Here is a 15,320-nt window from a genome sequence, read left to right on the forward strand (position 1 = left end):
TCCTCGCTGAGGCAATAACTATCGCAAACGAGCTATACAGGATCGCAATCATGCAAAAAGACGCGCTGAACAACGTACACATTACCGACGAACAGGTTTTGATCACTCCGGATCAGTTGAAGGCTGAATTCCCTCTGAGCGTTGAGCAGGAGGCGCAGATCGCGCAGTCTCGCCAGACCATCTCCAACATCATCGCCGGCCGCGATCCGCGTCTGCTGGTGGTATGTGGCCCTTGTTCGATCCACGATCCTGAAACCGCCATTGAGTACGCTCGTCGTTTTAAAGCCCTTGCCGAAGAGGTCAGCGATAGCCTCTATCTGGTCATGCGCGTCTATTTTGAAAAACCCCGCACCACCGTTGGCTGGAAAGGGCTGATTAACGATCCGCATATGGATGGTTCGTTTGATGTGGAAGGCGGCCTGAAGATTGCGCGCCGTCTGCTGGTTGAACTGGTCAATATGGGGCTACCGTTGGCGACGGAAGCGTTGGATCCAAACAGTCCTCAGTATCTCGGCGATCTGTTTAGCTGGTCTGCTATCGGCGCACGTACGACCGAATCCCAGACTCACCGTGAGATGGCTTCTGGCCTGTCGATGCCGGTAGGGTTTAAAAACGGCACCGATGGTAGCCTTGCCACGGCAATTAACGCAATGCGCGCTGCCGCGATGCCGCACCGTTTCGTCGGCATCAACCAGGCCGGACAGGTGTGCCTGCTGCAAACGCAGGGCAACCCGAATGGTCACGTCATTCTACGCGGCGGGAAAGCGCCAAACTACGGCCCGGAAGATGTTGCGAAGTGTGAAAAAGAGATGACTCAGGCGGGACTGAAGCCATCGCTGATGGTAGATTGCAGCCATGGGAATTCTAATAAAGACTACCGCCGTCAGCCTGCGGTTGCGGAATCCGTGGTCGCGCAGATTAAAGATGGTAACCGTTCCATTATTGGTCTGATGATTGAGAGCAATATCCACGAAGGTAACCAGTCCTCTGAGCAGCCGCGTTGCGATATGAAATACGGCGTCTCAGTGACCGATGCCTGCATTAGTTGGGAAACCACCGATGCACTGCTCCGCGAACTTGATAAGGATCTGCGAGGCCATCTGGCGGCTCGTCTGGCGTAAGAGGATGATATGGTTGCTGAACTGACCGCATTGCGCGATCAAATTGATGAAGTCGATAAGGCGCTGCTGGAACTGCTGGCTAAGCGCCTGGAGCTGGTAGCGGAAGTCGGAGAGGTTAAAAGCCAATACGGCCTGCCCATTTACGTTCCTGAACGTGAATCGGCGATGCTGGCGTCCCGGCGCGAGGAGGCTGCTGCGCTTGGGGTCCCGCCGGATCTTATCGAAGATGTTTTGCGTCGCGTCATGCGGGAGTCTTATTCCAGCGAAAACGATAAAGGTTTTAAAACGCTTTATCCGAACCTGCGTCCGGTCGTGATTGTTGGCGGCGGCGGGCAAATGGGGCGTCTGTTTGAGAAAATGCTGACGCTTTCCGGATATCGGGTTCGTATCCTTGAAAAAGACGACTGGTCGCGGGCGGAAGAGATTGTCGCCGATGCCGGTATGGTTATCGTCAGCGTGCCGATTCATATCACGGCGGCAACGATTGCTCAGCTGCCACCGCTGCCGGCGGACTGCATCCTGGTCGATTTGGCCTCGGTAAAAGCGGAACCGCTGCAGGCGATGCTGGCCGCGCACAAAGGTCCGGTATTGGGGTTACACCCCATGTTTGGGCCGGACAGCGGCAGCCTGGCGAAGCAGGTGGTGGTGTACTGCGATGGCCGCCAGCCCGAAGCGTATCAGTGGTTCCTGGAGCAAATTCAGGTCTGGGGCGCGCGGCTCCATCGTATCAGCGCCGTCGAGCACGATCAGAATATGGCCTTTATTCAGGCGTTGCGCCACTTTGCGACCTTCGCTTACGGCCTGCACTTGGCCGAAGAGAATGTGCGTCTTGAGCAACTTCTAGCGCTGTCGTCGCCTATTTATCGTCTGGAACTGGCGATGGTTGGCCGGCTGTTTGCCCAGGATCCGCAGCTCTATGCTGACATTATTATGTCCTCGGAAAATAATCTGGCGCTGATTAAGCGATACTACCAGCGCTTCGGTGAAGCTATCGGCCTGCTGGAGCAGGGGGATAAACAGGCGTTCATCGATAGCTTCCGTAAGGTTGAGCACTGGTTCGGTGACTATGCCCAGCGCTTCCAGAGCGAAAGCCGGACGTTGCTGCGCCAGGCAAATGATAATCGGCAGTAAGTCGTCAAACACGTATACAATAAAGCCAGAGGGGTGACCCGCTGGCTTTTTTTATAGGGATGAAAACGATGGCTGAACCACAACCGCTGTTTGATTACACCGGGCATTTACCGGAATGTCCGACCTGGAGCGAAGCCGAACAGGCATTGTACTGGGCCGATATTATGGAATGCGAGATTCATCGCTACGACGTGCAGACAGGTGAACATCAGGTTCTGCAATTTCCCGAGGAGCCCGGCTGTTTTGCCCTGCGCGAGAAGGGCGGTTTTATCGTCGCTTTACGCAGCGGTATCTGGCTCACTGATGCGCATGGTCTTCTACAGCGCAAAGTCTGCGATAACCCCAGCAACCCGCAATTAGCGCGCTTTAATGATGGTGGAACCGATCGTGACGGCCGCTTTTATGCCGGGACTTTCTGGGGGCCGGGAGATTTTAATGGCGCGCTCTTAGTGCGCATCGATAACGATCTCTCCCCGCAGGTTATCCAGTGCGATATTCACGGCGCTAACGGTCTGGCGTTTAGCGAAGACAAACGTTGGATGTATACCTCGGATACGCCAAATGCCGTTATCTATCGAACACCTCTCGATGAGCGGGGCGAGGCGGGTAAACGTGAGGTCTTCCTGCGCTTTCAGCCGGGAGAGGGGATTCCAGACGGCGCGGCCATCGATGCTGAAGGTTGCTACTGGAGCGCGATGTTTGACGGCTGGCGTATTGCGCGCTTCTCGCCGACGGGCGAGCAGCTGGAGGAGCATCGTCTACCGGTGCGTTGCCCGACGATGGTCTGTTTTGGCGGAGCGGATATGAAGACGCTCTACATTACCACCACGCGGGAGAATATGGATGCCGAAGAAGTGGCGAAATATCCGCTTTCCGGTGCGATCTTCACCCTGCCAGTTGCCGTGGCAGGGATGAAGAAATTGCCGTTTATCGAACGTTAAACCGGGTCGACCGGTACCACGTTTTCGCTGGCATAGCAGCCCAGCACTTTCATTGAACGCGTTATCTCGGCCAGCTCTTTTAATGCCTTGCGCATTGGCAGTGATTCCAGGTTGGCCTGGATATCCAGATAAAACATCTCTTCCCACGGATTACCGTGAATGGGGCGTGATTCCAGCTTGGTCATGATCAGATTATGGTTTCGCAGCACCAGCAGCGCTTCTACCAGGGCCCCGGCTTGCTGGCCGGTGGCCATCAACAGCGTGGTTTTCGCGGGGACCTGATCGGAGACTTCCACCGCTTTACGCGCCAGAACCAGGAAGCGGGTGATGTTTTGCGTCTGGTTCGCCTGACAATGTTCCAGGACCTGCAAACCGTGCAGCGCTCCGCCTGCTTCGCTGCCCAGGGCGGCAACGGTCGGCGATTTAGCCTGAGCGACTTTTTCCATCGCTGAGGAGGTGCTGTCGGTATATTCAATGTTCCAGTGCGGATAGCGGCTCAGATACTGGCTGCACTGCTGAAACGGCTGCGGATGGCTGTAGACCGTCGTAATCTGTTGCGCATCGGTGGACGTTGAGACCAGCACGCAGTGATCGATAGGCAGCGTCAGCTCGCCCACGATGGATAAGCTGGTGTGCTGCAGAAGATCGTAAACATCATTGATGCCGCCGGAACTGGTATTTTCAATAGGAACGACGGCATAGTCAGCCTGGCCGGTCTCCACTTGCTCAAAGATATCGGCGAACTTCGCGCAGCCGCTTTCGATAAACTGTTCAAAGTGGCGGGCGGCATACTGACGAGCCGCAAGGTGCGAATATGAACCTTTAGGTCCGAGGAATGCCACCCGCGCGGAGTGCGGATTAATTTTATTCAGGTGCTGTTGCAGCAGCGTTTGTTGGGTAAGGACCGAGTCTTCAATGATCAGCTGGAACAGGCGCGTGATGTAATGGGCATCAAGATGGTGTTTTTTCCCCAGCGTCATCAGGCGTTCCAGCAGGTCCCGCTCGCGGTCGATATCCCGCACCGGCCGGTGCGATGCCAGCTTGGCTTTGCCGACCTCGACGGCCAGGCCGCGGCGCTCAGCCAGCAGCGCAAGCAGTTTCTCATCCAGAGCGCTGATCTTATCGCGTAGGGCCAGTAATGGGTTTTCCTCGGTCATATGTGTTGCCTTTCTTGTTATTGATTATCAATAAAAAAGGCCTCCCGTTTGGGAGGCCTTGTTGTTCGTCTTCGCATTCTTTATCACACGACGAATTGCCTCCCATTCAGGGGAAGGTAAAAAAGAATGCGAAGAAAAACGGGATCAGTTTCACGATGAATTCCTTGAGTTAGTGGGGATTACAGTACCTGTACTGTTTTCACTCTGTCAATAAAAAACGCGCCCGAAGGCGCGTGGCATGACACAAGCTTAAGTTAAGGATTACTCTTCTTCTTCCACAAAGCCTGCCTCTTTCACCGACGTTGCGGCGCGGCGGGCTTCCCCTTTGTGTTGCACTTTATTGAGCTGCCGTTCCAGCTTGTTGATCAATTCGTTAATTGCGGCATACATGTCTTCGTGCCGTGCGCTGGCGACCAGGTGCCCGTTTGGCGTATTGATGGTTGCGTCAGCGACAAAACCCTGCGGCTCCTTAGAGAGGATGATGTGCGGGTTAATTAAGTGGGTTTGCCATTTATCCAGTTTGGCGAGACGGTCTGCGACGTGCTGGCGGATTGCCGGAGTAATTTCCATTTGTTTACTGGTAATGTTCATTGTCATAAATTTTACCTCTTGTCTTTCCCGTCTTGGTAAACTCAGCATACCTCGCCCAATGTCAAAATGCGTGATTTAAATCACATTTTATTGTCACTTTTTGTCAACAAATCTGTTTTGTGAGACAGGACAGGAACAGGTGAGATTTTACTTGTGGAATGGAAGAAAGAGAGCCATATTTGATGAGTTAACTCGGCGCTAAACCGCTTCAGCTTAACGATTTAACGAATAAAAAAACGGCAGCCACTCGGCTGCCGTTTTGCTTATCTAAGGGCTATCAGGTGTTCTTGCTGTTAGCCGCGATGATTTTCGCAACCTTGTCCGCCTGCGCGTTCATCTGCATCTGACGGTAGGCGTTTTCCATTTTCGGAAGCGCGTCGCGGGTGGCCTGCGTATCCGGATAGTTACGCAGCATGCCGTCTACGCGGTTAACGACCGCAACCCATGCGCCACGATCGGTATAGTAATCCACGACCGACAGCTCGTACTTCGCCAGACGATCTTTCAGGAACACCATACGCTTGTAGGCGTCAGTAGCGTACTGGCTGTTAGGATAGCCACGAACCAGTTTGGAGAAGTCGTTAAAGGCATCGCGCGCGTGTTGTGGATCGCGGTCAGAACGATCGACACCGAAGAAGCCCTGCAGCGCACTGTCATCCAACGCCATATTTGTCAGACCACGCATATAAATGACGTAATCAATGTTAGGATGGGTAGGGTTCAGGCGCACAAAGCGATCGATAGCTGCCTGAGCCAACGGCAGATCGGCGTTTTTGTAGTACGCATAAATCAGATCCAACTGTACCTGTTGGGAATAAGGTCCAAAGGGATAACGGTTATCCAACGCTTCCAGTTGCGTTATTGCCTGTTTCCAGTTACCGTCCTGCAGCTTTTGCTGAGCGGTCGCGTAGATCTCATTCGGCGGATTATCGGGCACCTCCTCCTTTGAGCCAGAGCAACCCACCAAAGCCAGGCTCAGTGTGGCTGCTGCCACCAGGTATTTCATGCGCGTCATGACGTTTTGACTTCCTCAAAATGTTTATGCGGGAGAATCTCTGTTCCTGCTCCCGATTAAGACCAGCTACAATAGCACACTATATTAAACGGCAAAGCCGTAAAACCCAACGTTAAAACGAAGAAGCTGTATATGGCACAACGAGTACAACTCAACGCAACGGTGTCCGAAAATCAACTCGGACAACGCTTAGATCAGGCTTTGGCCGAATTGTTCCCGGATTATTCGCGTTCGCGCATAAAAGAATGGATCCTTGACCAGAGAGTGCTGGTAAACGGCAGCGTCAGCGACAAGCCGAAAGAGAAAGTGCTGGGGGGAGAAACGATTGCTATCGATGTTGAAATCGAAGAAGAAGTCCGTTTCCAGGCACAGGATATTCCGCTCAATATCGTTTATGAAGATGATGACATCCTCGTAATTAATAAACCGCGCGATTTAGTTGTGCACCCTGGCGCGGGCAACCCTGACGGTACTGTGCTGAATGCGCTGTTGCACTACTATCCGGCCATTGCTGACGTGCCGCGTGCGGGGATCGTGCACCGTCTTGATAAAGACACCACCGGCTTGATGGTGGTCGCGAAGACCATTCCGGCGCAAACCCGCCTGGTGGAATCCCTGCAGCTGCGCGAAATCACCCGCGAGTATGAAGCGGTGGCGATTGGTCACATGACCGCTGGCGGAACGGTGGAAGAACCGATTAGCCGCCACCCGACCAAGCGTACGCATATGGCGGTACATCCCATGGGAAAACCGGCGGTGACGCACTATCGGATCATGGAGCATTTTCGCATTCATACTCGTCTGCGTTTGCGCCTGGAGACCGGCCGTACGCATCAGATTCGCGTACACATGGCGCACATCACTCATCCGCTGGTGGGCGATCAGGTTTATGGCGGGCGCCCGCGTCCGCCTAAAGGCGCATCGGAAGAGTTCATCACCGCTCTGCGTAAGTTCGATCGCCAGGCCCTGCATGCCACCATGCTGCGTTTATACCATCCGATCAGCGGTATTGAGATGGAATGGCATGCGCCAATTCCACAGGATATGGTTGATTTGATTGATGCCATGCGCGCTGATTTTGAAACCCATAAAGACGATATTGACTGGCTATGACTAAACTGATTGTACCGCAATGGCCAATGCCGGAAGGCGTGGCAGCCTGTAGTTCCACGCGCGCTGGCGGGGTGAGTTTGTCGCCATACGATTCACTTAACCTCGGTGCCCATTGCGGAGACAATCTGCAGCATGTAGAAGAGAACCGTCGGCGCATGTTCGCCGCTGGCGGTCTTCCGTCATACCCGGTGTGGCTCGAGCAGGTTCACGGTACGGCAGTGTTAAAGCTCGACGGCGGGCCGTACGAGTCAAAGCGCGCTGATGCTTCATACTGCAATGTGCCGGGTACGGTATGCGCGGTGATGACCGCTGATTGCCTGCCGGTGCTTTTTTGCAACCGCGCGGGAACGGAAGTTGCGGCTGCTCATGCCGGCTGGCGGGGCCTTTGTGAAGGCGTGCTGGAAGAAACCGTGGCCTGTTTTGCCGATAAACCGGAAAACATCATGGCCTGGCTTGGTCCCGCCATTGGGCCGGACGCGTTTGAGGTTGGTCCGGAGGTACGTGAGGCCTTTATGGCAAAAGATACTCAGGCGGAGCGCGCATTTCGTCCTGCAGGTGAAAAGTATTTTGCTGATATCTATCAGCTTGCGCGTCAGCGGCTGGCGAGCGTTGGCGTTGAGCAGATTTTTGGCGGTGACCGCTGTACCCTCAGCGAAAAAGATGATTTTTTCTCTTATCGTCGCGACAAGACGACGGGTCGTATGGCAAGTTTCATCTGGCTGATATAACCTCCCGAACTAAGACGATCCAGAAGGCAAACTTATTTTTGCATAGTTCAGGTCTTTAACCTTGAATAATTGAGGGATGACCTCATTTAATCTCCAGTAGCAAATTTGACCTGTTATGGGAGGAGTTATGCGTCTGGATCGTCTTACCAATAAATTCCAGCTTGCTCTTGCCGATGCCCAGTCCCTTGCACTCGGGCACGACAACCAATTCATCGAACCTCTTCATCTTATGAGCGCCTTGCTGAATCAGGAAGGGGGATCGATACGTCCTTTATTAACTTCGGCGGGCATCAATGCCGGAGAGTTGCGCACCAATATTGAACAGGCGTTGAGCCGATTGCCGCAGGTGGAAGGTACCGGCGGCGATGTTCAACCGTCCCAGGATTTAGTGCGTATTCTGAACCTTTGCGACAAGCTGGCGCAAAAGAGAAAGGACAACTTTATTTCGTCAGAGCTGTTCGTTCTGGCAGCGCTTGAATCACGCGGCACGCTGACCGACCTTTTAAAATCCGCCGGGGCCACAACCGCCAACGTGAGTCAGGCGATCGAACAAATGCGCGGAGGTGAAAGCGTGAACGATCAGGGAGCCGAAGACCAACGTCAGGCCTTGAAAAAATTTACCGTCGATCTGACCGAACGTGCCGAGCAGGGCAAGCTTGATCCGGTGATTGGCCGCGATGAAGAAATTCGTCGTACGATTCAGGTTCTGCAGCGCCGTACCAAAAACAACCCGGTGCTGATTGGTGAACCCGGTGTAGGTAAAACGGCCATTGTTGAAGGGCTGGCGCAGCGGATCGTCAACGGTGAAGTGCCGGAAGGGCTGAAGGGGCGCCGGGTGCTGGCGCTCGATATGGGCGCGCTGGTGGCGGGTGCCAAATACCGCGGTGAGTTTGAAGAGCGCTTAAAAGGCGTTCTGAATGACCTCGCCAAGCAGGAAGGCAACGTCATCCTGTTTATCGATGAGCTGCACACCATGGTGGGCGCGGGTAAAGCGGACGGCGCAATGGACGCCGGTAACATGCTGAAACCGGCGCTGGCGCGCGGTGAGCTGCACTGCGTGGGCGCTACGACGCTGGATGAATATCGCCAGTACATTGAGAAAGACGCCGCGCTGGAACGTCGTTTCCAGAAAGTATTCGTGGCGGAGCCGACCGTTGAAGATACCATTGCGATTTTGCGTGGTCTGAAAGAACGTTATGAACTGCACCACCACGTGCAGATCACCGACCCGGCGATTGTTGCGGCAGCCACGCTGTCTCATCGCTATATCGCCGACCGACAGCTGCCGGATAAAGCTATCGACCTGATCGATGAAGCCGCTTCCAGCATTCGGATGCAGATTGACTCAAAACCGGAAGAGCTGGACAGACTCGACCGTCGCATCATTCAGCTCAAGCTGGAACAGCAGGCGCTGAAGAAAGAGTCTGATGAAGCCAGCATTAAGCGGCTGGATATGCTGAATGAGGAGCTGGCCGATAAAGAACGTCAATATTCAGTCTTAGAAGAAGAGTGGAAGGCTGAAAAAGCATCGCTCTCCGGAACCCAGACGATTAAGGCTGAGCTGGAACAGGCGAAAATCGCTATTGAGCAGGCGCGTCGCGTCGGCGATCTGGCGCGGATGTCCGAGCTGCAGTACGGCAAAATCCCGGAGCTGGAAAAACAGCTGGCGGCGGCAACGCAATCCGAAGGCAAGACGATGCGTCTGTTGCGTAATAAAGTTACGGATGCGGAAATCGCGGAAGTGCTGGCTCGCTGGACGGGTATCCCGGTGGCCAGAATGCTGGAAGGCGAGCGTGAGAAGCTGCTGCGTATGGAGCAGGAGCTGCATAGTCGCGTCATTGGTCAGAATGAAGCGGTTGAAGCGGTATCGAATGCGATCCGCCGTAGCCGTGCCGGATTATCCGATCCTAATCGTCCAATCGGCTCGTTCCTGTTCCTGGGCCCTACCGGTGTAGGTAAAACAGAACTCTGTAAAGCGCTGGCCAACTTTATGTTTGATAGCGACGATGCGATGGTACGTATCGACATGTCAGAGTTTATGGAGAAACACTCCGTTTCACGTCTGGTTGGGGCGCCTCCGGGATACGTCGGTTATGAAGAAGGTGGCTATCTCACTGAAGCGGTCCGCCGTCGTCCTTATTCCGTCATCCTGCTGGATGAAGTGGAAAAAGCGCATCCGGATGTCTTTAACATTCTGCTGCAGGTACTGGACGATGGACGTTTGACTGACGGGCAGGGGAGAACGGTCGACTTCCGCAATACGGTCGTCATCATGACCTCTAACCTCGGTTCGGATCTCATTCAGGAACGTTTTGGTGCCCTGGATTATAGCCACATGAAAGAGCTGGTTCTGGGCGTGGTTAGCCAAAGCTTCCGGCCGGAGTTTATCAACCGTATTGATGAAGTGGTGGTATTCCACCCGTTAGGTGAAAAACACATTGCTTCTATTGCGCAGATTCAGCTGCAGCGGTTGTATAAACGACTTGAGGAACGCGGCTATGAAGTTCACCTCTCTGATGAGGCACTGAAGCTGCTGAGCGAAAACGGTTACGATCCGGTTTATGGCGCACGTCCTCTGAAACGTGCTATCCAGCAGCAGATCGAAAACCCGCTGGCGCAGCAGATTCTCTCTGGTGAGCTGATACCGGGTAAAGAAGTGCAGCTGGTTGTGAAAAACGACCGGATAGTGGCAGTGCAGTAAATCACAAAACAGCAAAAACGGGCCCGCCGGGCTCGTTTTTGTTTAAAAACCAGGCGATAATGTACTCTCAGCTGCTTCTTTGGTTGAAAAATAAGCGGGTGGAGTTTTTTTTTGAAATTCCTCTTGCCACTTCAGAATTACTCCCTATAATGCGCCTCCACTGACACGGAACACCGGCTTACAGCCCGCCGGGTCAGCGGGATTCAGCGATGAATACCGGCAGAGAAAAGCAAAAATAAGCGCTTGACTCTGAATGAGGAAAACGTATTATACGGGACCTCGCAACGGTGAGCGAAAGCCGCGTTGCACTGCTCTTTAACAATTTATCAGACAATCTGTGTGGGCACTCAAAGTGACATGGATTCTTAATGTCTTCGGACAATAAATGAATACCAAGTCTCAAAGAGTGAACATACGTAATTCATTACGAAGTTTAATTCACGAGCATCAAACTTAAATTGAAGAGTTTGATCATGGCTCAGATTGAACGCTGGCGGCAGGCCTAACACATGCAAGTCGAACGGTAGCACAGAGAGCTTGCTCTCGGGTGACGAGTGGCGGACGGGTGAGTAATGTCTGGGAAACTGCCTGATGGAGGGGGATAACTACTGGAAACGGTAGCTAATACCGCATAACGTCGCAAGACCAAAGAGGGGGACCTTCGGGCCTCTTGCCATCAGATGTGCCCAGATGGGATTAGCTAGTAGGTGGGGTAACGGCTCACCTAGGCGACGATCCCTAGCTGGTCTGAGAGGATGACCAGCCACACTGGAACTGAGACACGGTCCAGACTCCTACGGGAGGCAGCAGTGGGGAATATTGCACAATGGGCGCAAGCCTGATGCAGCCATGCCGCGTGTATGAAGAAGGCCTTCGGGTTGTAAAGTACTTTCAGCGGGGAGGAAGGCGATAAGGTTAATAACCTTGTCGATTGACGTTACCCGCAGAAGAAGCACCGGCTAACTCCGTGCCAGCAGCCGCGGTAATACGGAGGGTGCAAGCGTTAATCGGAATTACTGGGCGTAAAGCGCACGCAGGCGGTCTGTCAAGTCGGATGTGAAATCCCCGGGCTCAACCTGGGAACTGCATTCGAAACTGGCAGGCTGGAGTCTTGTAGAGGGGGGTAGAATTCCAGGTGTAGCGGTGAAATGCGTAGAGATCTGGAGGAATACCGGTGGCGAAGGCGGCCCCCTGGACAAAGACTGACGCTCAGGTGCGAAAGCGTGGGGAGCAAACAGGATTAGATACCCTGGTAGTCCACGCTGTAAACGATGTCGACTTGGAGGTTGTTCCCTTGAGGAGTGGCTTCCGGAGCTAACGCGTTAAGTCGACCGCCTGGGGAGTACGGCCGCAAGGTTAAAACTCAAATGAATTGACGGGGGCCCGCACAAGCGGTGGAGCATGTGGTTTAATTCGATGCAACGCGAAGAACCTTACCTACTCTTGACATCCAGAGAACTTAGCAGAGATGCTTTGGTGCCTTCGGGAACTCTGAGACAGGTGCTGCATGGCTGTCGTCAGCTCGTGTTGTGAAATGTTGGGTTAAGTCCCGCAACGAGCGCAACCCTTATCCTTTGTTGCCAGCGGTCCGGCCGGGAACTCAAAGGAGACTGCCAGTGATAAACTGGAGGAAGGTGGGGATGACGTCAAGTCATCATGGCCCTTACGAGTAGGGCTACACACGTGCTACAATGGCATATACAAAGAGAAGCGACCTCGCGAGAGCAAGCGGACCTCATAAAGTATGTCGTAGTCCGGATTGGAGTCTGCAACTCGACTCCATGAAGTCGGAATCGCTAGTAATCGTGGATCAGAATGCCACGGTGAATACGTTCCCGGGCCTTGTACACACCGCCCGTCACACCATGGGAGTGGGTTGCAAAAGAAGTAGGTAGCTTAACCTTCGGGAGGGCGCTTACCACTTTGTGATTCATGACTGGGGTGAAGTCGTAACAAGGTAACCGTAGGGGAACCTGCGGTTGGATCACCTCCTTACCTTAAAGAACCTGCCTTTGTAGTGCTCACACAGATTGTCTGATAGATGTAAAGAAGCAAGACGGCTGCGAAGTCGCGACACCTCGTGTCCCCTTCGTCTAGCGGTTAGGACTCCGCCCTTTCACGGCGGCAACAGGGGTTCGAATCCCCTAGGGGACGCCACTTGCTGGCTGTGAGTGAAAGGCACAACCAACCGATATCTCAAAACTCATCTTCGGGTGACGTTTGAGATATTTGCTCTTTAAAAATCTGGATCAAGCTGAAAATTGAAACGACACACTGTTCAAGTGTGTTCGAGTCTCTCAAATTTTCGCGACACGACGATGTTTTACGAAACATCTTCGGGTTGTGAGGTTAAGCGACTAAGCGTACACGGTGGATGCCCTGGCAGTCAGAGGCGATGAAGGACGTGCTAATCTGCGAAAAGCGTCGGTAAGGTGATATGAACCGTTATAGCCGGCGATGTCCGAATGGGGAAACCCAGTGCAATTCGTTGCACTATCGTTTGATGAATACATAGTCAAACGAGGCGAACCGGGGGAACTGAAACATCTAAGTACCCCGAGGAAAAGAAATCAACCGAGATTCCCCCAGTAGCGGCGAGCGAACGGGGAGCAGCCCGGAGTCTGAATCAGCTTGTGTGTTAGTGGAAGCGTCTGGAAAGTCGCAGGGTACAGGGTGATACTCCCGTACACTAAAACACACAGGTTGTGAACTCGAAGAGTAGGGCGGGACACGTGGTATCCTGTCTGAATATGGGGGGACCATCCTCCAAGGCTAAATACTCCTGACTGACCGATAGTGAACCAGTACCGTGAGGGAAAGGCGAAAAGAACCCCGGCGAGGGGAGTGAAAAAGAACCTGAAACCGTGTACGTACAAGCAGTAGGAGCCCACTTGTTGGGTGACTGCGTACCTTTTGTATAATGGGTCAGCGACTTATATTCTGTAGCAAGGTTAACCGTATAGGGGAGCCGCAGGGAAACCGAGTCTTAACTGGGCGTTAAGTTGCAGGGTATAGACCCGAAACCCGGTGATCTAGCCATGGGCAGGTTGAAGGTTGGGTAACACTAACTGGAGGACCGAACCGACTAATGTTGAAAAATTAGCGGATGACTTGTGGCTGGGGGTGAAAGGCCAATCAAACCGGGAGATAGCTGGTTCTCCCCGAAAGCTATTTAGGTAGCGCCTCGTGAACTCATCTTCGGGGGTAGAGCACTGTTTCGGCTAGGGGGTCATCCCGACTTACCAACCCGATGCAAACTACGAATACCGAAGAATGTTATCACGGGAGACACACGGCGGGTGCTAACGTCCGTCGTGAAGAGGGAAACAACCCAGACCGCCAGCTAAGGTCCCAAAGTCATGGTTAAGTGGGAAACGATGTGGGAAGGCCCAGACAGCCAGGATGTTGGCTTAGAAGCAGCCATCATTTAAAGAAAGCGTAATAGCTCACTGGTCGAGTCGGCCTGCGCGGAAGATGTAACGGGGCTAAACCATGCACCGAAGCTGCGGCAGCGACACTATGTGTTGTTGGGTAGGGGAGCGTTCTGTAAGCCGTTGAAGGTGGCCTGTGAGGGTTGCTGGAGGTATCAGAAGTGCGAATGCTGACATAAGTAACGATAATGCGGGTGAAAAACCCGCACGCCGGAAGACCAAGGGTTCCTGTCCAACGTTAATCGGGGCAGGGTGAGTCGACCCCTAAGGCGAGGCCGAGAGGCGTAGTCGATGGGAAACAGGTTAATATTCCTGTACTCGGTGTTACTGCGAAGGGGGGACGGAGAAGGCTATGTTGGCCGGGCGACGGTTGTCCCGGTTTAAGCATGTAGGCGGATGTTCCAGGTAAATCCGGAACGTCACTAACGCTGAGGTGTGATGACGAGGCACTACGGTGCTGAAGTGACAAATGCCCTGCTTCCAGGAAAAGCCTCTAAGCATCAGGTAACATCAAATCGTACCCCAAACCGACACAGGTGGTCAGGTAGAGAATACCAAGGCGCTTGAGAGAACTCGGGTGAAGGAACTAGGCAAAATGGTGCCGTAACTTCGGGAGAAGGCACGCTGATGGTAGGTGAAGCGACTTGCTCGTGGAGCTGAAATCAGTCGAAGATACCAGCTGGCTGCAACTGTTTATTAAAAACACAGCACTGTGCAAACACGAAAGTGGACGTATACGGTGTGACGCCTGCCCGGTGCCGGAAGGTTAATTGATGGGGTTATCCGTAAGGAGAAGCTCTTGATCGAAGCCCCGGTAAACGGCGGCCGTAACTATAACGGTCCTAAGGTAGCGAAATTCCTTGTCGGGTAAGTTCCGACCTGCACGAATGGCGTAATGATGGCCAGGCTGTCTCCACCCGAGACTCAGTGAAATTGAACTCGCTGTGAAGATGCAGTGTACCCGCGGCAAGACGGAAAGACCCCGTGAACCTTTACTATAGCTTGACACTGAACACTGGTCCTTGATGTGTAGGATAGGTGGGAGGCTTTGAAGTGTGGACGCCAGTCTGCATGGAGCCATCCTTGAAATACCACCCTTTAATGGCTGGTGTTCTAACGTGGGCCCCTGATCGGGGTTGCGGACAGTGTCTGGTGGGTAGTTTGACTGGGGCGGTCTCCTCCTAAAGAGTAACGGAGGAGCACGAAGGTCAGCTAATCCTGGTCGGACATCAGGAGGTTAGTGCAATGGCATAAGCTGGCTTGACTGCGAGCGTGACGGCGCGAGCAGGTGCGAAAGCAGGTCATAGTGATCCGGTGGTTCTGAATGGAAGGGCCATCGCTCAACGGATAAAAGGTACTCCGGGGATAACAGGCTGATACCGCCCAAGAGT

The 15,320-nt window shown here is 53.5% G+C and carries 10 protein-coding genes, 1 tRNA gene, 2 rRNA genes and 1 other annotated feature; of the genes, 9 read left to right on the forward strand and 4 right to left on the reverse strand.

Translation table 11 applies throughout. The features are described from left to right. Positions 1-50: 50 nt before the first annotated feature. The 3 genes from aroF (at position 51) to CDA56_RS14145 (ending at position 3,193) form a co-directional block, all read left to right on the forward strand. Positions 51-1,121, forward strand: coding sequence for a 3-deoxy-7-phosphoheptulonate synthase AroF (gene aroF / locus CDA56_RS14135; protein ID WP_014226435.1), 1,071 nt, complete (start codon positions 51-53; stop codon positions 1,119-1,121). Positions 1,122-1,130: 9 nt separating this feature from the next. After that, positions 1,131-2,252 carry a bifunctional chorismate mutase/prephenate dehydrogenase gene (gene tyrA / locus CDA56_RS14140; protein ID WP_102803863.1) on the forward strand — a complete coding sequence of 374 codons (1,122 nt, stop codon included), beginning with the start codon at positions 1,131-1,133 and terminating at the stop codon, positions 2,250-2,252. A 68-nt stretch (positions 2,253-2,320) separates the two neighbouring features. Next, a complete protein-coding gene (locus CDA56_RS14145) occupies positions 2,321-3,193 on the forward strand; it encodes an SMP-30/gluconolactonase/LRE family protein (protein ID WP_032751928.1) in 873 nt (290 codons plus the stop codon). On the opposite strand, the gene pheA is transcribed toward CDA56_RS14145, so the two are convergent. The 4 genes from pheA to bamD all read right to left on the reverse strand — a co-directional run bounded on the left by pheA (position 3,190) and on the right by bamD (position 5,956). Continuing rightward, on the reverse strand, positions 3,190-4,350 hold the full coding sequence (gene pheA / locus CDA56_RS14150) for a bifunctional chorismate mutase/prephenate dehydratase (RefSeq protein WP_004853306.1): 1,161 nt from the start codon (positions 4,348-4,350) through the stop codon (positions 3,190-3,192). The two genes, CDA56_RS14145 and pheA, sit on opposite strands and share 4 nt — an antisense overlap. Positions 4,351-4,380: 30 nt before the next feature. Then, positions 4,381-4,505, reverse strand: a sequence feature (Phe leader region). Next, positions 4,457-4,504, reverse strand: coding sequence for a pheA operon leader peptide PheL (gene pheL / locus CDA56_RS14155; RefSeq protein WP_101706155.1), 48 nt, complete (start codon positions 4,502-4,504; stop codon positions 4,457-4,459). It overlaps the preceding feature by 48 nt. Positions 4,506-4,611: 106 nt before the next feature. Next, on the reverse strand, positions 4,612-4,947 hold the full coding sequence (raiA, locus tag CDA56_RS14160) for a ribosome-associated translation inhibitor RaiA (protein ID WP_004104616.1): 336 nt from the start codon (positions 4,945-4,947) through the stop codon (positions 4,612-4,614). Between the two features lie 271 nt (positions 4,948-5,218). Beyond that, positions 5,219-5,956 carry an outer membrane protein assembly factor BamD gene (bamD, locus tag CDA56_RS14165; protein WP_004853303.1) on the reverse strand — a complete coding sequence of 246 codons (738 nt, stop codon included), beginning with the start codon at positions 5,954-5,956 and terminating at the stop codon, positions 5,219-5,221. 132 nt (positions 5,957-6,088) lie between these two features. Between bamD and rluD the strand changes: the two genes are divergently transcribed. The 6 genes from rluD to CDA56_RS14200 form a co-directional block, all read left to right on the forward strand. Continuing rightward, positions 6,089-7,069 carry a 23S rRNA pseudouridine(1911/1915/1917) synthase RluD gene (gene rluD / locus CDA56_RS14170; RefSeq protein ID WP_048260100.1) on the forward strand — a complete coding sequence of 327 codons (981 nt, stop codon included), beginning with the start codon at positions 6,089-6,091 and terminating at the stop codon, positions 7,067-7,069. Next, positions 7,066-7,797, forward strand: coding sequence for a purine nucleoside phosphorylase YfiH (gene yfiH, locus CDA56_RS14175; protein ID WP_014226432.1), 732 nt, complete (start codon positions 7,066-7,068; stop codon positions 7,795-7,797). Before rluD ends, yfiH begins: the two co-directional genes overlap by 4 nt. Positions 7,798-7,924: 127 nt before the next feature. After that, complete coding sequence (clpB, locus tag CDA56_RS14180; protein ID WP_014226431.1) at positions 7,925-10,498, forward strand: ATP-dependent chaperone ClpB; 2,574 nt, start codon at positions 7,925-7,927, stop codon at positions 10,496-10,498. A gap of 455 nt (positions 10,499-10,953) precedes the next feature. Beyond that, positions 10,954-12,493, forward strand: a 16S ribosomal RNA gene (locus tag CDA56_RS14190). An 87-nt stretch (positions 12,494-12,580) separates the two neighbouring features. Beyond that, positions 12,581-12,655 (forward strand) — tRNA-Glu (locus CDA56_RS14195). Positions 12,656-12,845: 190 nt separating this feature from the next. Next, positions 12,846-15,320, forward strand: a 23S ribosomal RNA gene (locus tag CDA56_RS14200); the annotation flags it as partial.

The sequence above is a fragment of the Klebsiella michiganensis genome (genome assembly GCF_002925905.1).
Classification (GTDB): Bacteria; Pseudomonadota; Gammaproteobacteria; order Enterobacterales; family Enterobacteriaceae; genus Klebsiella; species Klebsiella michiganensis.